Source organism: Loktanella sp. PT4BL, from assembly GCF_003201935.1.
GTDB lineage: Bacteria > Pseudomonadota > Alphaproteobacteria > Rhodobacterales > Rhodobacteraceae > Yoonia.
The window spans coordinates 349192-368984 of sequence record NZ_QJJL01000002.1 but is presented as its reverse complement, the minus strand read 5'-3'; the positions used below and the strand labels follow the sequence as shown (position 1 = coordinate 368984).

The following is a 19793-nucleotide window of genomic DNA, read 5'->3' as shown; positions in this document are numbered from 1 at the left end:
GCCCGAGGGTGCGCTACCAGCACCCATTCAGCCGTGTTCGCTTATACGGTCAGTGACACCACATTAAACGCTTGTGGGTGACGCACGTTCACATCGGCCATCATGTGCGATGTGATCCCGATCTTCGCGGACGCTGCGTTTGTGTAGGGATCCACCACCAGATCGACCCCGCCAAACATTGCCACCAGTAGGTGCTCAAAGATCCCAAGGTAAACGTTGCTCTCGGTTGCCTTTGTGGTCTGCAGAACGCGACGGCCCAAGATGCTGTTGCTCGGCGCATCAATCACAAACTTACCGGATCCAGTATCCACCACCGTTTGCGCAATGCGCGCATAATCGTTGGGGTGCATGATGAACACGGCATCGGTTGTGTCGATGTTATCCGCCTCAATCGCTGCCAGCGCGGTCAGCGCCTCTGCACGGGTGAGCGTGTTTCCAGCTGCGGTGAGCGTGTTCACACCAGACGTGTTCAGGACCCCCGTAGGTTGCCCGTTCGCGCCAGTGCCTTCCAGCCCTGCCAGATCGATCGCTTGGCTCAGAACGATCCCAAGGTTTCGGCGCACCAGATCATCGAGATTTGGCTGTGCCTGCAGCAATGCCTCGCGTGTGAAAGATTGCGACGCGGACACACGTTTCATCGACATCGAGATGCTGCCAATGTCCATCGCGCTTTCGGTCACTGCAGCGCCTTCTGCCAGCCATTCTCCAGCTGTGTCTGTCACCAGCTTCGGAACGGTAAAGTTCCGGTCCATTCCGGACATGACAGTCGCGCCTGCGGCCATCACCGACGATTGCGGACGCAACCGATCGATAAACATGCTCGCGTTAAGATCCGTTGTCACGGCTCCGGACGCATTGCCTGTCGATGTGATCGACGCGCGGCCCAGAATGGCCTCGGTCGGCACAACAACACCGCGCGGTGCAGACGGATAATTGCGCGCAGCTTCCTGCGATTGCTCACGCTCAAAACCAGCTTGGGAATAGTCACCGGTCACTTCAGCGCGCAGGATGTTTGCGACGTTGAATGTGCGGTTGCCACCCTTGTGATATGCAGGCGTCCCAAGATCGCTGTCATCCAGCGGCTTGGTTTCAATGGCACTCAGCAGATCACTGCGGAAGGTAGAGATGCTCTTTCCCTCGCGGATTGCTTTCTCTGCCAGTGCTGTGCGGTCGTATTTCTCACCCAGTGCGAGAATTTCAAGATTGTCGGACATATCGGCCTCCTTATGGCGTTTTCCGTCCGTAACGGCTCTTAAACTCAAGGCTGCAGCTATCCGGCTATTACCTCGGTTAAGATAAGCAACATTCAACGCTCGATCGCCTGTCATAAAGGCCTTGCCAGCCTCGCGACCCTTTTCCGATCGAGAAAAGGTGACGATTGCGCGCCCATCTTTCGTGACTTGCACCGCGCCCACTTGGTCGCGTGTGTTTCCGTCAATCAGGATGGGCAGCGGGCTATCCTGCCCACTTTCCAACACCGTGTTGCTCGGTGCTGTAATTTCATATGCCTCGCGGCCATTCGCGCGGGCTGCGCGGTAACTGGTCGCCAGCGGTGTCTCATGCGGATCCAGACAACTGACCATCGTGGTCGCTGTTGCGGTCTTATCCAGATCGCGGGTCGCCATCGCGCGGATCGCATCGGCCTCGGCTGCGCTCAGACGCTTTCCAGCAGTCGGCATTGCTCTCAGGTCGGTCATGTGTCGGCCTCCTTCAAAGGTGTAAAGTGCACCCATAGGGCAGTGGGCGATTGCATTTTCAGCGCCAGCAAATGCCGGTGCAGGTAAAGTGGGGTAAAGCCTTCACCTTGGCGCACCAGCATCACACCAGCGATGTGATCGCGCATCGCCCAAGCCTCCGTGATAAGATCAGCGGTCCGTGCGAGCGTGTTTGCCGTGATAAGCGGCCCACGCCCCCATAAAGTCATCGAGGCCTCTAGCAGGGCGTCTGTGCGGCTCTCAGGCCACTCAGGGAAAGCGGCCTGCACCATTGCCATTGCGGTTGTGACACCGTTCTTGCGTGTTTGTGCGGCCTCTGCAGGTGTTAGCCATTTCGCGGTAGCTTGCATCAGATCACCCCCTGCAGATGGGCTTGCGTGACTTCGCCCACATCAATCAAAATAAAGTCGGCTTCAGTCAGGGCTTCCAACGCGGCCTCACGGCTTGTGAACACCCCAGAATAGTCATCCAGTTCTGCCCAGCTTGGGATCGCCACTAGAACACACGCGACTTCGCCAGCCTCGAATTGATCCAAAGCAGACGCCAGCGCGGTTTCATCGATCAAGTCGATCAGGGCCTTGTGCTGTGCTACTGGGATCCGGAACGCCCTCAGTCGGGACATCACGATCGCCTTGGCAAGATCCACCGTGCCATATCGCTTGGCGTTGCCCACGCGGACACCCTTGCCAAACGGTAGGCCATTCCGGTGCATTTCGTTCGTCAATTTTGCTGCGGTTTTGAAACCGGCGGTCTGCGCCAGATCTTGCGCTGTAAATAGCATTGGAAACCTCGCTTTCGGTATCTAGGTCCTTGTAATAACTATACATTATGCAGTGCTGCGACAAAACTACTGCATCACTCAAATGATGGTATTTGCGCTAATTTTGGCGGACAGTGGGTGCAATAAACGCATAACGCGTACCCGCCTTCGGATCCTCACCAAAGGACCCGTCATCAGCCGGTTCTGTCGATAGAAATTCTGCGGGCCTTAGTGCGAGACCTTGCCGGAAATTCTGAATGGGCAGGACATCATCGCATAACGCGTACCCACCTTCACGCTCTCAGGCGGGACCCGCTATTGCGCCTCTTCGTCCGCCAGCTCATCGATCGCCTGCGCCTCTTGGCGTAGGTGCGCAGCGGTCAGGCGTAGCTTGGTGACATAGATCTCAGTCTGCGCTGCGGTGTTGCCCGCCGCCCACCGATCGAGGACGCCTTCTACCGCGCGCTCGACGGCACGTCGCACCAGTATGTCTGTGGTGGCGGTCTTGTGCGTTGGTTTTTTGGGGATGTTTCTAACCAATGATGTTGAGCGGCGTTATGTCTTCATCGTTGCCTAACTGCTCAATGCGCCAGCGCAGGGCTTGAGCGGCCACCTGTGCCTGCGATAGCACCGCTAAATAGGCGTCATCATCCGCGCTCCCGTTCACATCGGGGTATAATTGCACCAGCGCTTCGATCAAACCCGCGACCACAAATGATTGCTCTTCGATCTTTACCTGTGCTTTCGTTTGGTCGTACATCTATTTTGCTTTCTACTAACGCCACACATTAACGGGATAACACTCAAATTGAGCGATAACAATCAAAATAATGAAGTGACTCCCGAGCAGTTTAGAGCAGCACGCAGCTTGCTCGGCTTAGATGTAAGGCAGATTTGTGATGAAATTGGCATTTCAACCGCGAGCTTGCGCAGAGCGGAACGCGATGAACAGATCAAACCATCAACCAAAATTATTGTGCTGCTCACCCTTTTCTATGAGCAACGCGGCATCGAATTTCTATTCGAGGACGGCGTAGGCGTTAGGCGTCAGGCGTGAACCAATAACCTCACCGGCGCGTCCCTCGCGCGCACGCCATAATTGCAGCCAGCAGGCTTAGTCGTTGTTTTTAACCTGATGCGGACTTAGCCACCGCCAGCGATGGGCGCGACGGGCGCGACTTCTTACGTAACTTACCACTAATAATGGGCCTGTGGGCTCTATATCCCTATTAACGCATTAAAATACAATGTTTACATATACTTACATTCACCCCATTTGTTATGTGGGAAAGTCGCGCCCGTCGCGCCCATTTTGGGTAAATAGGGAAAAATGGGCATGAAAATAAGACATTCCATAAAGTCACGCCCCGCTGGCAAGACAAAGGGGCAGTCGTGAGACCGCCCCTTTTGATACTTTCATTCACGTATACAGGTCAGAACAAATCATCCATGCCACGTGTGAATATCGTCTTGTCACGAAAGCGTCCGCTTTTGCCCCGCTTGGCTGCTTTGGTAAAGCCTAGTTCTGTCAGGATACTGCTGATCCGGTTCTGCACGGTGCGGTTAACATCTTTTGTCTGAAATTCCAGCGCCTTCTCTGCTACTTCCAGAATGTAGGTTGTCTCGATGTTTTCGCGCGTGACCCATTCTCGGATTGCGTCGGCCCATGCGTCCTCGCTGTAGCGGTGTTCTTGCTCTTGTCGCGCAGCTGCGTCCTCGTCGGCGTTCAGCCACCACGGCTCACCGTTTTTGAACGCTACGACGGCTGCTGCAAACAGTTCATCACGATGTTCTTTGAGCCATTCCAGATCAATCTTACCGCATTTAATCGGCCAGAAGCGTCGGTTGCCTGTATCATCACGCAAGTAGTCTGTTTTGTTTGTGGTGCCGACGAATACGCAAGATCTTGGGTAGCATATTTCGCTGCGGCCATAGGCGGGGCGGAACCGTTCTTCGGTGCGGCTGACGAATGCTTTGACAATCTCCACCTCGGCTTTGTTTATGTTGGACAGTTCGGCCAGTTCTACGATCCACTTGCCTCGCAGATAGTCGGATGCGTCCTTTGAGGTCATCGGCGGCAGGGCGTCACCGAACCAGTCATCGCCAGCGAGGATCCGGCTCGCTGTCGACTTGCCTGCGCCTTGCGAGCCTTCGAGGATCAGCACGGCGTCGGCTTTGCAGCCGGGCTTGATCGCGCGTGCGACCGCTGCAATCAGCCACTTCTGACTGACTGCCTCCACATAATTCTGCTTCTCGCTTGTCTCGACATCAGTGCCAAGCGCCGTCACGGCCCACGTAGTGAGCAAACTCATGTCCGGTTTCGGGTGTTTTTCGGCGAGTCCCTCTAGCCAATGTTTGACAGGTGATATGATGTTTTCCATGCAAGCGGCATCTACCACATCACAGACCGTAGCCTTGTTGGCCCGCAGAAAGCCATTGAGGTTGAACCAACGCAAAACGTCCACATAATCGCTGTCTTTAATCTCGCGTGGTTTGAAGAAATTGCGATTTCCGGCCACATTAGGTGGCATAGTCATCACCATTTTGCGCTGACTAAACTCGTCGAAGGCGAACACGTCACGCCATGCTTCATCTTTTGTGATAATCTCCATAGCGTTATGGTGGTTGAAAGGGATGTTGCCCCTGCTATCCACTGCAAAATACTGCTGATATGGGTCTGTCTCTGGCGCCGGCGGTTTTGCCGCGTTTCGCGAAGTTTCACTTGGCACCTCATCAAAATCATCCAGCGATACATCTCGCTGGCTGTTTAACCCTGCTTCCCGCGCATATGCAGTTACTGCTTCAGCGTACTTGTCACCGTGTTCGTAGTGAACGTACAAGTCAAAGGCATCGCCCCATCTGCCGACTGCACCATCCCGCCCGATGCCAGCGTCAGATTGGGTGAGACTGCACCAGCGGTCGCCATACAATCGAACAGACGCGCCTTTGCTCTCGCTATTCGGGCTGATCCAGTGATCCTTGTGGGAGTGCACATAACCGTATAGCAGCATCAGGTCGGGCAACGCGTTGGCTGCGTTGAACGCGTCGACGGGGGATGTGCCCTCCCCATATTCCTTCACCCGCTCAGCGCGCCTTTGCGCGGCCTTCTGCCGCTCTATTTCGGCATGTCCGGCCGACGCCGCTTCGACCTCTGCTCGCGCCTGTAAGCGGCTCTGTAGCGGCTCTGACGCTGCTGTGTTGAACCGTGCCCCTTTGTGGATCTCATGCTGATAAAAAAGCGGCATACCGTCGGCATCACGTTTGTCCGGTGGAACGTTCGGTAAGAACACCGGCTGGCCTGTGCGGCAGAGGGCACGATCACAGATAAGATCATGCTCGGCCAGCAGGTCACACAAGGCTTCTTGCTGTTCGGTGTAGTCAGCACCTCGCGTTGGCTGGGCCAGCGGTATCAGCACCCGCCACTTGCGGTTATCGGCGGTTGAACCCGATGTTGAATAAATCAGCATGGTGGTTTCTTCGCCAAACACCGCCTGAAACGCCGCTTTGACTTCAGCCAGCGTTAGATTGCCGGTGTCGATATCAAAGCAGGACCATGGATAGCTGCCGTGTTCGCGTTGTTTTGCGTGTTCTCTGGCATTGTAGGCGCGGTATGTAGAAGGAATGATCGCCAGTGCATCCGCTTTTGGCTTGTCCCGTGGGGCTTTGCACAATGCAACGATCTGTTTCGGCGTGATCGTGGCATATTCAGCCGACGGATCGTGAATGCGCGTATCCCTGCTTCCGTTGAACAAAACAACAGAGCGGTCTTGCTCCGTTTCTTTTATATCGTGTGTCATCAACTCGATGCCTTCATACTGGCACCGGTACACAAAGCGTGCTAAGGTTGGGACAGTTCAAAGATCCCTAAAAGCGCCGCCGTTGCTACCGGTGGCGTTTTTTACTGTGCGGTGCGGGCTTCGTCGGCTGCGTTCAGCCCATTGACGTCCCAGCGGCTCATTCGTCCAGAAAATTGGATAGGGGCCGGTATCTGGCCGCGCTTGACCATCCGGTAAACTGTGACGCGACCGCATCCATAACGTGCGGCGACTTGCTCGGCATTTAGCCAACGCTGTGTGGTTTGTGTGTCAGGCATGGAAACTCTCCGGTTGCTTATGACACTTGGATACGCTTTTGGGTACGAGCGGCTCAAAGGACAAAACTATGGTTTGTCCTATTTCGAATTCAACTCATTGTATAATTGATTGAATTCCGCTTCTCTGTCTATCAACACTGTGGCGTATTTTCTTTCAATAACCTTATGAACACGGTCAAACGATACACCAAATTGAGCACCAATTAATTCCTTTGACTCTGTCTTGCCATAACCATCCCGCAGATTTCTATAGTGATGCCAAAAAAACCAGCCTTCTTCTCTTCGCTTTGTAGTCGTTTTGTTTTCGCCGTCCTGAAACTTGTCAAACTCACGCAAAATAGAGATCAGCTCCTGCCAAATTTCTTTGGTCATAAAAAATTCAGCGTTCGACGCCATCATATCCGCAAGCATAGCGGCATTTTTTCTGCCGTTCTTTTTACTTATTTTGTAAAGCTCCCAAAGGGCGAGAAACTCTTCTCGGGCAGATTTATTAGCGTTGTTCATCATCACCCCCCATCACAAAGTCACACAAACGCGCCGCAAGATCCGCGCGTTCTGTGGAAGTGTCACCGCGACGATAGGCTGCGTCCAGCCCTCGCAAGCTATGGTCACAAAACGCATCTGCGATGTGATCCGGCACAGGCGGCTTCGCGGTCCTGCACCATCCCTTGATCGCGTTCCGAAAGCCGTGTGCCGTTAGATCAGCGTCAAACCGTTTCAGCGTTTTGCGGATAGCATTGGGCGATATTGGCCCTGTCGTTGTCGGGCTTTCGAATACATATTGCTGATCTGGATCTTTGCGAAGGACTCTCAGACGCTCTAGCAGCGACTCAGGTAGGCGTAGGGCGTATTCCCTGCCAGACTTCATCCGCCCCTGTGTCGTGCGGTCTGTGCGCGCTGGCACGGTCCACACACCACTTGCATCATCGATATGCGCCCATTCAGCGTAAACGATCACACCGATCCTGTGGCCGGTCGTCATGGCCGTCAGGATCGCCAGCTTGGCGGTGTCACTTGCATCTGTCGTGCCCAGCCAATGCCAAAGTTCTGGCATCCGCTCAGGTGCCAAGGTGCCGTGGTGCTTCACCTCACGTCGCGCTACGGCATCCGCGAAAGCCGACTTGCGGGGCGTTGGGTCGGCCTCGATCAACTCTTTATTCGTAGCACGATCAAACACCGCTTGGATGTGTCCCAAAGCATGGCCGGCGGTGACCGGCTTTTCGCGGAATAAAGGTTCAAGCAGGTTGAAAATTTCACGCCGCCTGATTTCTGTGATAGGTCGATCGCCCAAAACCGGCTTGATATGGTGCAGGTGGATAGCCTCAGGGCGGCGGCGGCTTGGGCCTTCTTGCAGCTTGTGTTTGCGCCCTTCATACCACTCGCTCCAAAGGTCATGGTAGGTCGGGGCGTTGGTCGCGCCCACATCAGCAAAACCGGCCAACACCTCGCCCCTGATAACGGCTTCAAGCTCTGTCGCTGTGGTCGCATTGGCAAACCCACGACTCAGTGCGTCAACGCCAAAGCCTTCGCGGGCCAGCCGCTTGGCAACCGTTGACAACTCACGTGCCATTGCAAGTGATGTGTCAGGATAATCGCCCATCTTGATCCAAGTCTTGGCCCGAAAGTAAAAAGCCTTTGTGCCAGTTTTCCAGCCGCGAACATAAAGGCCTGTGCGGCCACCCGTGCCGATCGCCTCGCCATCCTTCGTCGGCTTCCACTTACGAATTGCCAGATCTGTTGCTAGTGTCATCATGCCCTCTGTGGATACACTACGGATACACTAAGGGTATGACATTTACAGAATCCGCAGGCAACACTCAGATACAGAAACATACAATAACTGTTGTTTTACAGTAGGGTAGGGGGGATATATCTCATATTGACAAGGTGGGTATCTCTCCCTGTCTGTCCGCCACTTCCCCCCACCGTTTGCGTGATTACTTTGTTCGCCGCTGTTCAGCTGACGTATGGCGCGTCGTCCAGTTCAATCAGGTGATTGGGTAAATCGTTGGTTTTCGGGCGATCGAGCGGAAAGTGTTTGATCAGCAAATCGCCCGCACCGCCGATAATGGACAAGAACCCGTTTTCCATGTCGTCGGCTTTGATTGCCGTTACAAAACCTGCGATCAGATCGTCCCAATCCGATTGCTGGACCCGTTCATTGATACCCCTGTCGGCAATGATCGTGACATAGTGCTCCTCCCACGAGACAAAGATCATGATTGCGTTGCGGGCAGGGGTTTCATGCAGGTTCTGGCGGAAGAATTGTTCCGTGCTGTAACGCGCGCAGTTTTGCTGTTGGAGCCATTTAGGTGTCACCCGATGCCGGAGCGGCGTCGCTGCAAACGCGACGGCGAGGATCGCAAAGACGACCGCCTGATGCTGAAACTGTAGAGTAAATCCGTAGAACCCAAGGAGCTGCGCAACCCCTTGCGCCAGTGGCAGCATCAACGCAAGAATTGCTGCTGTCAAAAGGGGATAGAGCACATAGCGCGCAGACCGCTTGGTCACGACGCAGACCAGTTCGCTGTCACAGATCTTTTCGACCTCGGCGATCCGGTTCTGGATCAGGGTTTTGGTGGCAGCATCAATCTTGCGCATATCTTGTCCTCACCAACTGCCCGAGGCGCCGCCGCCGCCAAAGAGGCCGCCACCACCCAAAAAACCGCCGCCAAATCCGAAGAAACGGCCGATGGCAAAGAAGGGCAGAAACAACAGGAAGAGAAACGATTCCCAGTTTGTCGGTTCGCGGTATTCTCCACCCAACGCCGCAATAATTGCCTGATGTCCCGCGACGATGCCGCCTTCTAGGTCGTCATCACGGAAGCGCGGCAGGATTTCGTTGTCGATGATGCTTTGGGCAATCCGGTCCGGCAACCTGTCTTCCAGCCCGCGCCCGACCTCGATCCGCACCCTGCGATCATTGGGGGCTACCAGGAGCAACACACCATTGTCCGCATTTGCCTGCCCGATGCCCCATGTATTCCCGAGCCAGCGCCCGTAGCGTTCGACCGTCCAGCCCGCAAGCGTGTTGACGGTCACCACCACGACCTGATCGGTTGTTTGCGCCTCGAAGGCTTTGGCCGTGTCGGTCAGGCTCTTGATGGCCGAGATGCTCAAAATGCCGGCCTGATCCGTCACCCAGAACTGATCTTCGGGGGCGTTGTCAGGTGCTTGGGCGAATGCGGCCGTGAACCAGAGGAATGGCACCAGCACGCAGGCCCAAAACAATCTTGGGGAGAGACAAAAGACTGTCCTTCGCATGTCTGCCCTTTCGTCCGGCACTGTCTGCTCCGGACCATACGACAAGGACATTGATTTTCATATACTTTTGCGTTGCTGCATGAACCTAGCTGCCGTTGCGTACCTCACGCACCCAGGCAACAAGTGTTGCGCGCGCCTCGGGGTCCATCTGGACGGCGTTGGGCGGGGGCATGGCGTGGCTGACACCTGCTTGCAGGTAAATCTGGCTGGCATGGCGCGCCACATCGCTGGGGGTTTCCAGATACACACCTTTGGGCGCCCATTGCATATTGCCCCAGACGGGTTCGCGTGCGTGGCACATCGAACAATTGCCGATGACCGTGTTGTAGGCCGCATCAAATCCTTCGGCCGACGCGAACCGTTCCTCATAAGCGGTCAGCGGGCGGGCTTCGGCCTCTTGCCATGTGTCGCCCGTGCGCACTGTAGACAGCCATGCGATGATGATCATCAGCAACACGGTCACCGCCCATGTCCAATGTGGCCCTTTGCCGGTCTTGTGCATCGTGTTGAAGTAATGCCGGATCGTGACACCAGTCAGAAAGATCAGGCTTGCGATGATCCAGGAATACTCTGTGCCAAAGGCCAGCGGATAGTGGTTCGACAGCATCAGGAACACGACGGGCAAGGTCAGATAGTTGTTGTGGGTAGACCGCACCTTGGCGATCTTGCCGTATTTGGCATCGGGCGTGCGGCCCGCCTTGAGGTCAGCCACCACGATGCGCTGGTTCGGCATGATCTGGAAAAACACATTTGCGGTCATGATGGTGGCGGTGAAAGCGCCCAGATGCAGCAGCGCTGCGCGGCCCGTGAAGACCTGGTTGTAACCCCATGACATGGCCACAAGGATGACGAACAGCAGCAACATCAGCAGGGTCGGCTGTTCGCTCAGTTTCGATTTGCACATCGCGTCATAGGCCAGCCAGCCGATTGTCAGCGATCCACCCGAGATCAGGATACCTTGCCAGAGCGCCAGGTCGGCCTTGGTGGGATCCAGCAGGTAAAGCTCACCCCCGACCCAGTAGACGATCATCAAAAGCGCAGCACCCGAGAGCCACGTGGAATAGCTTTGCCATTTATGCCATGTCAGATGCTCGGGCATCTGTGGCGGTGCGACCATGTATTTCTGGGTATGATAAAACCCGCCGCCGTGGACTTCCCATTCCTCGCCGGACACACCCTCGGGCATGTTTGGCGCGGGCTTCAGCATCAGATCAAGCGCGATGAAATAGAACGACGCGCCGATCCACGCCATGGCGGTAATGACATGCAGCCAGCGGACCGAAAAAGCGATCCAGTCCCAGAAAATAGCAAGATCATACATGGCGTGTCCCCGTTTTGCGTTGGCTTCAGCCCATCCTATGCGAGCGCGGATTGTTCTGCTATTCCTTGCAGAGGCCAAACAGCATCAAAAAAAACAATCAAATGTCTTATCTCGACAATATCCGCACATTCGTCCGTGTCTATGAGCTTGGCAGCATGTCCGCCGCCGCGCGCGATCTGCGGATTTCGCCTGCGGTCACGTCCGCGCGCATTTCCCAGCTTGAGGGGCATCTGAGCGTGCGTCTGTTCCAGCGCACCACGCGGAGCCTGACGCCGACCGAACAGGGCAGGGCGTTTTATGGCGGCGCTTGCGAGATTCTGGAAAGCGTGGCGAATGCCGAAACCCAAGTGGTCAATATCACCGAAAACCCCAAGGGCGCACTCTATGTTGCGGCCCCGTTAGGGGTTGGCAGGCGTTTGATTGCGCCACATGTGCCGGATTTTCTGGCACTTTATCCCGAAATCACCCTGCGCCTGCGTCTGACGGATCGCAAAGTGGACCTGACGACCGAAGGTCTGGACCTCGCGTTCTTTCTGGGTGAGCCGGAAGATAGCAACCTGCGCATCCGCAAGATCGCTGATGTGCAGCGGATATTGTGCGCCGCACCGGCCTATATTGCCAGGCGCGGAACCCCTGCCTCGGGCGACGATCTGATCGCGGACCGCCATGAATGCCTGAACCTGCGCTTTCCCGGTGCGTCGGAATTTCAATGGCGTCTGATGACGCAAGAGGGACCAAAGAAGTTTCGGGTCCAGGGCCGCTACGAATCCGATGATGGCGATGTGCTGACCGATTGGGCGCTATCGGGCAACGGGATCGCGATGAAACCTGTCTTCGAAGTGGCCGAGCATATCAAAGCGGGCCGTTTGGTGCCTGTTGCGACCAAGACGCCGCCCGTGCCGATCCAGATGGCGTGTCTGTTCACGCATAGGCGGCGGCAAGACCCCAAAACGCGCCTGTTTATGGATTTCGTGATCGACCGGATCAGCGCCGTCGTGCGCGGTAATCAGGACCCGCGATAAGTGCTATAGCCGAAGGGCGACAGCAGCAGCGGTACATGATAATGCGATGCTTCCGACATGCCAAAGCGGATCGGAATGATGTCCAGAAAACGCGGGTCTTCGGGCGGGGTGCCGATAGCATCAAGATAGGCCCCTGCGTGGAATACCAACTCATATGTACCGGTTACGAATTGATCCGCAGGCAGGATTTGTTCATCCGTGCGCCCGTCATCATTCGTGACCAAGGTCTTGAGCAGGCTGCGCGTCTCGCCCGCAATCGCAAAAAGCTCAATTTTGAGGCCTTGCGCCGGACAACCGCGCGCCGTGTCCAGAACATGTGTTGTCAGATAACCGCTCATTGCGCTGCTCCTTTGATGCTGTTCCACTTAGTGCCAGAAAGGCAGATGAAGCGCAAAGCGACGCAAACAAGAGGCTCTTTCGCATTTTTTTTGAAAAAGAAAATCATTGCTTTGCTTTATAGGAAATTAACTTTGAAGAGGAACATGGCTTGACCCGCTACCCCCGCGACATGACCGGATATGGACCGAACCCGCCCGCTGCCAACTGGCCGAACGGGGCAAAAATCGCTGTGCAGATCGTGCTGAATTACGAAGAAGGCGGCGAAAACAATATCTTGCACGGCGATGCTGCATCCGAGGCATTCCTGTCCGAGATAACCGGTGCATCACCTTGGCCCGGCCAGCGGCACTGGAACATGGAATCAATCTATGAATACGGGTCACGCGCCGGTTTCTGGCGTCTGCACCGTTTGCTGTGCGATCTGCCGATTACCATTTATGGCGTTGCCACCGCCTTGGCCCGTGCGCCGGAACAGGTGGCCGCGATGCAGGCCGCAAGCTGGGAAATTGCCAGCCACGGCTTGAAATGGGTTGAACACAAGGACATGCCCGAAGATGTCGAGCGAGCGCAGATCGCCGAAGCGATCCGCCTGCACACCGAAGTCACAGGTGCGGCGCCGCGTGGCTGGTACACGGGCCGCTGTTCCAACAACACGGTGCGTTTGGTCGCTGAAACTGGCCAGTTCGCCTATGTGGCCGATAGCTATGCCGATGATTTACCCTATTGGTCACGCTTTGGCCGCACTGACCAGTTGATCGTCCCCTATACAATGGACTGCAACGATATGCGCTTTGGTATTCAGGCGGGGTTCACGAATGGCGACCAGTTTGAAAGATATCTGCGCGACAGTTTCGATATGCTCTACGCTGAAGGTGCCGCAGGTGCGCCCAAAATGCTATCCATTGGTCTGCATTGCCGTCTGATGGGGCGTCCAGGCCGCGCGGCGGCACTGGCGCGGGTGATTGACTACTTCAAATCTCACGATGACGTCTGGTTCGCCACCCGCGAACAGATTGCGGATCATTGGGCGGCGCAGCATCCTGCGCCAAACGCTGTGCGCCCTTCTGAAATGGACCGCGACACTTTCGTTGCGGCTTTTGGCGGTATCTTCGAGCATAGCCCGTGGATTGCCGAAGGCGCCCATGCGCTTGAATTGGGGCCAACCCATGACACCGCCATTGGCGTGCATAGCGCGCTGGCGCGGGTGTTCCGCTCTGCGTCCGAAGAACAGCGCCTGAATGTGCTGAAAGCGCACCCTGATCTGGCGGGTAAACTGGCGGCGGCGGGCAAGCTGACGGCGGAAAGCACGGCCGAGCAGGCAGGGGCGGGGCTTGACCTGCTGACCGACGACGAACGCGCGGCGTTCCAGTCGCTCAACGCGCAATACGTCGCGCGGCATGGTTTCCCTTTCATCATCGCGGTGAAGGATCACGACAAGGCCTCGATCCTTGCCGCATTTCACCGCCGGATCGAAAACGATCGCGACACGGAATTCGCCGAGGCCTGCCGTCAGGTCGAACGCATTGCGCAGTTGCGCCTGATCGAAAAGCTGGGCGCATGAGCACGGAATTGCATCTTGAACCGTTGACGAAAGAGGCGTTCGCACCGTTCGGTGATGTGCTGGATGTGGCGGGTGATCCGGACAAGATCATCAATCAGGGGCTTTGCGGGCGCTATCACGACCGCGCAAATATCGACATGGTCGACGGGCGCGCAGGGATCAGCCTTTTCAAGGCTGAGGCGCGGCAGTTTCCGATCACGCTCGATATGATGGAACGTCACCCGCAGGGCAGCCAGGCCTTTCTGCCGATGAGTTTTGATCCTTTCGTTGTTGTCGTCGCGCCCGATGCGGGCGGCAGACCAGGCCAGCCGCGCGCGTTTCTGACAAGCGCCGGGCAGGGCATCAATTTCGCACGCGGGACATGGCATGGGGTTTTGACGCCGATCCATGTGCCCGGGCTTTTCGCTGTTGTGGATCGGATCGGGGAGGGTCCGAACCTGCAAGAGCATTGGTTCGACACACCATTCACCATTCTGGGGTGAGAAGAAATTTGCCAGCGGGAAGACTGGCAAGATCGTCCAAAGGGAGGGACAATACTATGGCTGACAACACAATCGGAACACCGGAGCAGCTCCGCGATCCGAACTATACACCGGCACTTCATCGGGCCATTCCGCTCGGTATCCAGCATGTGCTGGCGATGTTTGTATCCAACGTCACGCCTGCGATCATTATTGCAGGGGCGGCGGGTTTCGGGTTTGGATCAGATGCAGGCGCCCAAGGGTTTCCCGATATGACCTATCTGATCCAGATGTCGATGCTGTTTGCCGGTATCGCGACATTGTTCCAGACCATCGGGTTTGGCCCCGTGGGTGCTCGTCTGCCCATCGTGCAGGGCACCAGTTTTGCCTTTATTCCCATCATGATCCCGCTTGTGGCGGGCAAAGGCGTGGATGCACTGCCTGCGCTTTTCGGCGGTGTGATGATCGGTGGTCTGTTTCACATGCTTATTGCAACCTTCATCGGCAAAATCCGCTTTGCGCTTCCGCCACTGGTCACCGGCCTGGTGGTCACAATGATCGGTCTGGCCTTGGTCAAGGTCGGCATCCAGTATGCCGCCGGTGGCGTGCCTGCGATCAATTCGCCTGAGTATGGCTCGCTACTGAACTGGTCTGCGGCGCTGGTCGTGATTTTCGTGACTCTCGGGCTCAAGTTCTACGCCAAAGGGATGCTCGCTGTTTCGGCTGTAGTGATCGGTATTCTGGTGGGCTATTTCTATGCGATGCTTATGGGGATGGTGACCGTTGAAGGGATCGCCGCAAGCTGGAACCGCGCTGCACCTATCGCATTCCCCAGCCCCTTCAAATATGGGTTTGAACTCAGCTTTGCCGCCATTATCGGGTTCTGCCTGATGGCCTTCGTCTCGGCGGTGGAAACCGTGGGCGATGTGTCGGGGATCACCAAAGGCGGCGCCGGACGCGAAGCCACCGACAGGGAAATCACAGGTGCGACCTATGCTGATGGTTTCGGCACAGCGGTTGCTGGCGTGTTCGGTGGTTTTCCGAATACGTCCTTTAGCCAGAACGTGGGCCTGATCGCCATGACCGGCGTGATGAGCCGCCATGTGGTGACCATTGGTGCGATCTTCCTGATCATTTGTGGTCTGATCCCCAAGGTGGGTGCTGTGATCAATACAGTCCCGATTGAGGTCTTGGGTGGCGGTGTCATCGTGATGTTCGGCATGGTTGTTGCGGCGGGTATTTCGATGCTGTCGGATGTGAACTGGAACCGCCGGAACATGGTGATCTTTGCGATTGCGCTGTCTATCGGTCTGGGCCTGCAGCTTGACCCGCTGGCGGTACAGTATCTGCCGGATACGCTGCGCATTCTGATGACATCGGGTCTGTTGCCCGCTGCGGTGATTGCCATCGTGTTGAACCTGATTTTGCCAGAGCAATTGTCAGATGAAGCGACCGAAGAAGTCTCGGGCGGTATGACAGGACATGGCCACGGGTCGTTGCCAAAGTCATAAAAGCAACAGGCAAAAATCAGAAAGGCCCGGTCATCCGACCGGGCCTTTTTTGCTAGGTCGCTTCGCGGTCAGCCCAGCCTGCGAATATCCGTTCCAGAAAGATCACCGCGTAGTAGAGAACGATCCCGAGGAAGGCGAGCGCGATCAGCACGGCAAACATCAGCGGGTAGTCGCCATTCGTTTCGCCGGATTTGAATAACGCGCCTAGGCCGCGACCATGCGGGCTGACGATCTCCACAAGGTTGGTGCCGATAAAGGCCAAAGTGGCCGAGACCTTCAGCGCGCCAAAGAACTCCGGCAATGTCTTGGGCAGGGCGATTTTCCAGAAAATCGTGGCTTTCGATGCGCCAAGTGCGCGCAGGATATCGCGGTATTCGGGCTCCAAGGTAGACAGCCCGATGCCGACCGACACGGCGATGGGAAAGAACGAGATCATAAAGGCCATCAGCACGGTGTTGAAATCATGCTGCCCGATGAACAGCAGGGAAATCACTGGCACGAGGGTCGCTTTGGGGATCGCATTGAAGCCAATCAAAAGCGGATAAAGCGCATCACGCGCGATCCGTGAAAAGCCAATGATCATGCCGATGACTGTGCCGACGATCACGGCAAGGAAAAGGCCCACAACCGTCCGCCAGAGCGTCTGCCAGCCCATTTCAAGGAACAATTCCCTGTACTTCCAGAACGCCGGCGGCAGGTCGGACGGCGAGGCCATTTTGAAATTCGGCCAGCCATTGGCCCATACAAGAAGCTCCCACAGCCCCAGAAAGACAATGATCGCGATGATCGGGGTGGCGATTTTACTGAACATCAGTGGTCAACCTCGCGGCCTTGGGCGATCTTGATCTGGTCGCGCAGCACATGCAGCATATCGGCGGCCTTGGGGGTGAAAAGCACATCCAGCGTGCGGTCGGCGGGCAGGTCCACGTCCATCACATATTGCGTGCGGGCAGGGCGCCCAGACAGCACAATAACCTGATCGCCCAGAAACACGCTTTCGCGCAGATCATGGGTGATCAGAACGGCCGTGAAAGGTTCTGCGGCGCGCAGATCACGCATCGTTTGCCACAGGTCCTCGCGCGTGAAGGCATCAAGCGCGCCAAAGGGTTCGTCCATAATCAAAACGTCGGGTTTATGCACCAGCGAACGGCAGAGCGACGCGCGCTGGCGCATGCCCCCAGAGAGCTCCGAAGGGCGTTTGTTCTCGAACCCGACGAGCCCCACCATTTCCAGCAGTTCCATCGCACGCGCTTCCCGGTCTTTGCGCGGCATACGGGGGGCCACGATTTCCAGCGGCAGAATGACGTTATCAAGGATCGTACGCCATTCCAGCAGGACAGGGTTCTGAAACGCCATGCCCACGGTGTTGCGCGGGCCTTTCACACGTTCGCCGTGCAGCCAGACCTCGCCCTCATCAGGGGTCATAAGGCCCGCAACAAGCCGCGTCAGCGTGGATTTCCCGCAGCCCGAAGGGCCGACGACGGCGGCGAACGTGCCTTCAGGCACGGTCACATCCAGACCGTCCAGAACCTCAAGCGGGCCATGGACGGTCTTATAGGCGTGCTTGACGCCTTTGATTTCAATGAGGTTTTCGATGGTCTTCAGCCTTGATGGAAAAGGGCCGCTGCAATGTACAGCGGCCCGTTTGTTTATTGCAACATCAGCATATCCGCTGTGGGTAGATAGCTTCCATCAAAATAGAGCGACGCATCGGGCGCGTTTACGAACTCATAGACCGATTTGGTCTGCTCGATCGCGCTTGCCATGCGGGCGTCATCAATTCCGCCCATGCCGTTCGCGATGACATAGTCAGTCAGAACATTGGCGTCGATCGCCATTTGCAGGCGTTCGGTTTCAAGGGCGGCATCCGCAGCAGGGTTGCGTTCAATCAGGGCGGCAATGGCCGCGTCAGGCGTGGCAATTGCGTCTTTCCAGCCTTTGGCGATGGCCGTCAGAAAACCGGTCACCAGTTCAGGGTTTGCTGCGGCAAAGTCGGTGTTGACGATGATCGCATTGCCGTAAAGATCCACACCATAATCGGCCATCAACAGCACCGAAATATCATCCTCGGGAATGCCCAGACGCTTGAGGTTCAGTGTGGAAGAGAATGAAAAGCCGGTGATCGCCGCGACATTGCCTTCGGCAAGCATCGGTTCGCGGGTCGGAAAGCCCACCGGCTCGACGGTAATTGCATCGACGTCCAATCCGGTCTCTGCGGCAAAGATCGGGAACTGCGCCCATGCGCCGTCAGGAGGCGGGGCGCCAAGCACTTTGCCTTCCAGATCGGCGGGTGCCTCAACGCCCAGGGATTTGCGCCCAACCACGGCAAACGGTGGTTTGTCATAGACCATCATAACGGCGGTAACCGGTGCATCGGGGTTCTGGTCCAGAAACCGCATGAGCGAGTTTATATCGGCGAAACCTACAGGAAACGCCCCCGTCGCGACCTTTGGAATGGCGTCAAGCGAGCCCGCACCTTCGCTGATGGTGACGGTCAGGCCCGCATCCGCGAAATAGCCCGCGTCAAGAGCGTGGAAATAGGGTGCCGCTGGCCCTTCGAATTTCCAGTCCAGCGCAAAAGGCATATCGGTTTGCGCGATGGCAGGTGAAGCGAGCAGGCTTGCAGCAAGCGCAAGCATCTTTTTGTCGAAAATCATTGGCGTGTCCCGTGAAATTGTTAACCTTCAAAGGAATACCAAAGGGAGCCGACGCAATACAGGGATCACAGGTGTTAAAACCTTTTTAGTGCACGATCTTTAGATAGCTGCTCAAAAAATAGGCAAAGAGGCCTGTGCCAGACCAACTTCCTACGCAGTTTTTGCGCTGCGGCGCCTATCGCGCACCTCCAATGCGCAGGTTCATGTGCCGGTTCACATCCTTATAAAGCAGATAGCGGAATTTGCCCGGACCACCAGCATAACAGGCCTGCGGGCAAAAAGCGCGCAGCCACATGTAATCACCCGCCTCGACCTCGACCCAGTCGTTGTTCAGCCGGTAGACAGCCTTGCCTTCCAGCACATAGAGCCCATGTTCCATCACATGGGTTTCCAGAAACGGAATAACCGCACCCGGTTCAAACGTGACGACGGTCACATGCATGTCATGGCGCAGGTCCGCGGGATCGACAAAACGCGTCGTTGCCCATTTCCCGTCAGTCCCCGGCATCACGGTGGGGGGCACATCACGATCGTTGGTGACGATGACCTCCGGCAGATCAAGCCCGGGGACCGGTTCATAGGCCTTGCGGATCCAGTGAAACCGCAACATCCCGTCGGTCGTGTTGTGCAAGGTCCATCCCGAAGCAGGCGGAAGATAGGCGTATCCACCCGGCACCATTTGATATGTTTGCCCTCCGACAGTCAGGGTTGCTGTGCCTTCGACGATAAAGAGCACGCCTTCGGCACCGGCATCTGCCTCCGGCTGATCCGAACCACCGCCTGGCCCGACCTCCATGATGTATTGCGAAAAAGTCTCGGCAAAACCGCTGAGGGGACGCGCGATCACCCAAAGGCGGGTATTTTCCCAAAAGGGCAGATAGCTGATCACGATATCGCGCATCGTCCCTTTCGGTATGACGGCATAGGCCTCTGTAAAGATCGCGCGATCTGTCAGGAGCTGGTCCTGGCTTGGATGTCCCCCGGTAGGGGCGTAATATTTGCCTGACATATCGGCTCCTGTCGGTTGTAATTGCATAGAAATATGGGGCTGCAAGGCATCAGACACCACCCGCTATCGTCAGACAAGGC

At 56.3% G+C, this 19793-nt stretch carries 22 protein-coding genes; 5 read left to right on the top strand and 17 right to left on the bottom strand.

The genetic code is table 11. The annotated features are described in order from the left end of the window. Window positions 1–41 precede the first annotated feature (41 nt). From C7964_RS06725 to C7964_RS06710, 5 genes are all read right to left on the bottom strand, one after another. The gene (locus tag C7964_RS06725; RefSeq protein ID WP_181417123.1) at window positions 42–1697 is read right to left on the bottom strand and encodes a phage major capsid protein; all 1656 of its coding nucleotides are present in this window, start codon (window positions 1695–1697) and stop codon (window positions 42–44) included. After that, window positions 1694–2065, bottom strand: a complete 372-nt coding sequence (locus C7964_RS06720; RefSeq protein WP_110278906.1) for a hypothetical protein — start codon at window positions 2063–2065, stop codon at window positions 1694–1696. Before C7964_RS06720 ends, C7964_RS06725 begins: the two co-directional genes overlap by 4 nt. After that, window positions 2065–2388, bottom strand: a complete 324-nt coding sequence (locus tag C7964_RS06715; protein WP_146214830.1) for a hypothetical protein — start codon at window positions 2386–2388, stop codon at window positions 2065–2067. Before C7964_RS06715 ends, C7964_RS06720 begins: the two co-directional genes overlap by 1 nt. A gap of 402 nt (window positions 2389–2790) precedes the next feature. Continuing rightward, complete coding sequence (locus C7964_RS19910) at window positions 2791–2958, bottom strand: hypothetical protein (protein ID WP_181417122.1); 168 nt, start codon at window positions 2956–2958, stop codon at window positions 2791–2793. A 49-nt stretch (window positions 2959–3007) separates the two neighbouring features. Then, window positions 3008–3235, bottom strand: coding sequence for a hypothetical protein (locus C7964_RS06710; protein WP_110278904.1), 228 nt, complete (start codon window positions 3233–3235; stop codon window positions 3008–3010). Between the two features lie 48 nt (window positions 3236–3283). Here C7964_RS06710 and C7964_RS06705 point away from each other — a divergent pair, with 48 nt between their 5' ends. After that, a complete protein-coding gene (locus C7964_RS06705) occupies window positions 3284–3532 on the top strand; it encodes a helix-turn-helix domain-containing protein (RefSeq protein WP_146214829.1) in 249 nt (82 codons plus the stop codon). A gap of 376 nt (window positions 3533–3908) precedes the next feature. On the opposite strand, the gene C7964_RS06700 is transcribed toward C7964_RS06705, so the two are convergent. From C7964_RS06700 to C7964_RS06670, 7 genes are all read right to left on the bottom strand, one after another. Continuing rightward, on the bottom strand, window positions 3909–6272 hold the full coding sequence (locus tag C7964_RS06700) for a virulence-associated E family protein (RefSeq protein WP_110278902.1): 2364 nt from the start codon (window positions 6270–6272) through the stop codon (window positions 3909–3911). Between the two features lie 101 nt (window positions 6273–6373). Further along, entirely contained in the window at window positions 6374–6568 is a 195-nt protein-coding gene (locus C7964_RS06695; RefSeq protein WP_110278901.1) for a helix-turn-helix transcriptional regulator, read from the bottom strand. A gap of 78 nt (window positions 6569–6646) precedes the next feature. Further along, on the bottom strand, window positions 6647–7072 hold the full coding sequence (locus C7964_RS06690; protein ID WP_220000165.1) for a hypothetical protein: 426 nt from the start codon (window positions 7070–7072) through the stop codon (window positions 6647–6649). Continuing rightward, window positions 7059–8318 (bottom strand): tyrosine-type recombinase/integrase, encoded by a 1260-nt coding sequence (locus C7964_RS06685; RefSeq protein ID WP_286163818.1) that lies wholly within the window; start codon window positions 8316–8318, stop codon window positions 7059–7061. The genes C7964_RS06690 and C7964_RS06685 overlap by 14 nt, the downstream gene beginning before the upstream one ends. A 206-nt stretch (window positions 8319–8524) precedes the next feature. Next, window positions 8525–9169 (bottom strand): TPM domain-containing protein, encoded by a 645-nt coding sequence (locus C7964_RS06680; RefSeq protein WP_110278898.1) that lies wholly within the window; start codon window positions 9167–9169, stop codon window positions 8525–8527. A gap of 9 nt (window positions 9170–9178) precedes the next feature. Continuing rightward, on the bottom strand, window positions 9179–9784 hold the full coding sequence (locus C7964_RS06675; protein WP_220000164.1) for a TPM domain-containing protein: 606 nt from the start codon (window positions 9782–9784) through the stop codon (window positions 9179–9181). Window positions 9785–9917: 133 nt separating this feature from the next. Continuing rightward, the gene (locus tag C7964_RS06670) at window positions 9918–11153 is read right to left on the bottom strand and encodes a urate hydroxylase PuuD (RefSeq protein WP_055292719.1); all 1236 of its coding nucleotides are present in this window, start codon (window positions 11151–11153) and stop codon (window positions 9918–9920) included. A gap of 101 nt (window positions 11154–11254) precedes the next feature. Between C7964_RS06670 and C7964_RS06665 the strand changes: the two genes are divergently transcribed. Then, window positions 11255–12175 (top strand): LysR family transcriptional regulator, encoded by a 921-nt coding sequence (locus tag C7964_RS06665; protein ID WP_110278896.1) that lies wholly within the window; start codon window positions 11255–11257, stop codon window positions 12173–12175. Here the strand turns inward: C7964_RS06665 and uraH are convergent. Continuing rightward, complete coding sequence (gene uraH, locus C7964_RS06660; RefSeq protein ID WP_110278895.1) at window positions 12160–12513, bottom strand: hydroxyisourate hydrolase; 354 nt, start codon at window positions 12511–12513, stop codon at window positions 12160–12162. The two genes, C7964_RS06665 and uraH, sit on opposite strands and share 16 nt — an antisense overlap. 149 nt (window positions 12514–12662) lie before the next feature. Between uraH and puuE the strand changes: the two genes are divergently transcribed. Genes puuE through C7964_RS06645 form a run of 3 tightly spaced genes read left to right on the top strand, consistent with a single transcriptional unit; the run spans window position 12663 to window position 16047 of the window. Next, window positions 12663–14075 carry an allantoinase PuuE gene (puuE, locus tag C7964_RS06655; protein WP_110278894.1) on the top strand — a complete coding sequence of 471 codons (1413 nt, stop codon included), beginning with the start codon at window positions 12663–12665 and terminating at the stop codon, window positions 14073–14075. Continuing rightward, complete coding sequence (locus tag C7964_RS06650) at window positions 14072–14557, top strand: ureidoglycolate lyase (RefSeq protein ID WP_110278893.1); 486 nt, start codon at window positions 14072–14074, stop codon at window positions 14555–14557. Before puuE ends, C7964_RS06650 begins: the two co-directional genes overlap by 4 nt. 56 nt (window positions 14558–14613) lie before the next feature. Beyond that, window positions 14614–16047 (top strand): nucleobase:cation symporter-2 family protein, encoded by a 1434-nt coding sequence (locus tag C7964_RS06645; RefSeq protein WP_110278892.1) that lies wholly within the window; start codon window positions 14614–14616, stop codon window positions 16045–16047. A 52-nt stretch (window positions 16048–16099) separates the two neighbouring features. Here the strand turns inward: C7964_RS06645 and C7964_RS06640 are convergent, their stop codons facing one another. From C7964_RS06640 to C7964_RS06625, 4 genes are all read right to left on the bottom strand, one after another. Further along, a complete protein-coding gene (locus tag C7964_RS06640; RefSeq protein ID WP_110278891.1) occupies window positions 16100–16858 on the bottom strand; it encodes an ABC transporter permease in 759 nt (252 codons plus the stop codon). Next, a complete protein-coding gene (locus C7964_RS06635) occupies window positions 16858–17643 on the bottom strand; it encodes an ABC transporter ATP-binding protein (protein ID WP_110278890.1) in 786 nt (261 codons plus the stop codon). The genes C7964_RS06640 and C7964_RS06635 overlap by 1 nt, the downstream gene beginning before the upstream one ends. A 53-nt stretch (window positions 17644–17696) precedes the next feature. Then, window positions 17697–18704: an ABC transporter substrate-binding protein gene (locus C7964_RS06630; RefSeq protein WP_110278889.1), complete on the bottom strand. Its 1008-nt coding sequence runs from the start codon at window positions 18702–18704 to the stop codon at window positions 17697–17699. 175 nt (window positions 18705–18879) lie between these two features. Beyond that, entirely contained in the window at window positions 18880–19713 is an 834-nt protein-coding gene (locus tag C7964_RS06625) for a bifunctional allantoicase/(S)-ureidoglycine aminohydrolase (RefSeq protein ID WP_110278888.1), read from the bottom strand. Between the last annotated feature and the right edge of the window lie 80 nt (window positions 19714–19793).

What these genes read in the sequence shown, in the direction of transcription:
- C7964_RS06725 (WP_181417123.1), bottom strand. Translation starts at nt 1,697, where the DNA reads ATGACCGACCTGAGAGCAATGCCGACTGCTGGAAAGCGTCTGAGCGCA.
- C7964_RS06720 (WP_110278906.1), bottom strand. Translation starts at nt 2,065, where the DNA reads ATGCAAGCTACCGCGAAATGGCTAACACCTGCAGAGGCCGCACAAACA.
- C7964_RS06710 (WP_110278904.1), bottom strand. Translation starts at nt 3,235, where the DNA reads ATGTACGACCAAACGAAAGCACAGGTAAAGATCGAAGAGCAATCATTT.
- C7964_RS06700 (WP_110278902.1), bottom strand. Translation starts at nt 6,272, where the DNA reads ATGACACACGATATAAAAGAAACGGAGCAAGACCGCTCTGTTGTTTTG.
- C7964_RS06695 (WP_110278901.1), bottom strand. Translation starts at nt 6,568, where the DNA reads ATGCCTGACACACAAACCACACAGCGTTGGCTAAATGCCGAGCAAGTC.
- C7964_RS06690 (WP_220000165.1), bottom strand. Translation starts at nt 7,072, where the DNA reads ATGAACAACGCTAATAAATCTGCCCGAGAAGAGTTTCTCGCCCTTTGG.
- C7964_RS06685 (WP_286163818.1), bottom strand. Translation starts at nt 8,318, where the DNA reads ATGACACTAGCAACAGATCTGGCAATTCGTAAGTGGAAGCCGACGAAG.
- C7964_RS06680 (WP_110278898.1), bottom strand. Translation starts at nt 9,169, where the DNA reads ATGCGCAAGATTGATGCTGCCACCAAAACCCTGATCCAGAACCGGATC.
- C7964_RS06670 (WP_055292719.1), bottom strand. Translation starts at nt 11,153, where the DNA reads ATGTATGATCTTGCTATTTTCTGGGACTGGATCGCTTTTTCGGTCCGC.
- C7964_RS06665 (WP_110278896.1), top strand. Translation starts at nt 11,255, where the DNA reads ATGTCTTATCTCGACAATATCCGCACATTCGTCCGTGTCTATGAGCTT.
- uraH (WP_110278895.1), bottom strand. Translation starts at nt 12,513, where the DNA reads ATGAGCGGTTATCTGACAACACATGTTCTGGACACGGCGCGCGGTTGT.
- C7964_RS06650 (WP_110278893.1), top strand. Translation starts at nt 14,072, where the DNA reads ATGAGCACGGAATTGCATCTTGAACCGTTGACGAAAGAGGCGTTCGCA.
- C7964_RS06645 (WP_110278892.1), top strand. Translation starts at nt 14,614, where the DNA reads ATGGCTGACAACACAATCGGAACACCGGAGCAGCTCCGCGATCCGAAC.
- C7964_RS06640 (WP_110278891.1), bottom strand. Translation starts at nt 16,858, where the DNA reads ATGTTCAGTAAAATCGCCACCCCGATCATCGCGATCATTGTCTTTCTG.
- C7964_RS06630 (WP_110278889.1), bottom strand. Translation starts at nt 18,704, where the DNA reads ATGATTTTCGACAAAAAGATGCTTGCGCTTGCTGCAAGCCTGCTCGCT.
- C7964_RS06625 (WP_110278888.1), bottom strand. Translation starts at nt 19,713, where the DNA reads ATGTCAGGCAAATATTACGCCCCTACCGGGGGACATCCAAGCCAGGAC.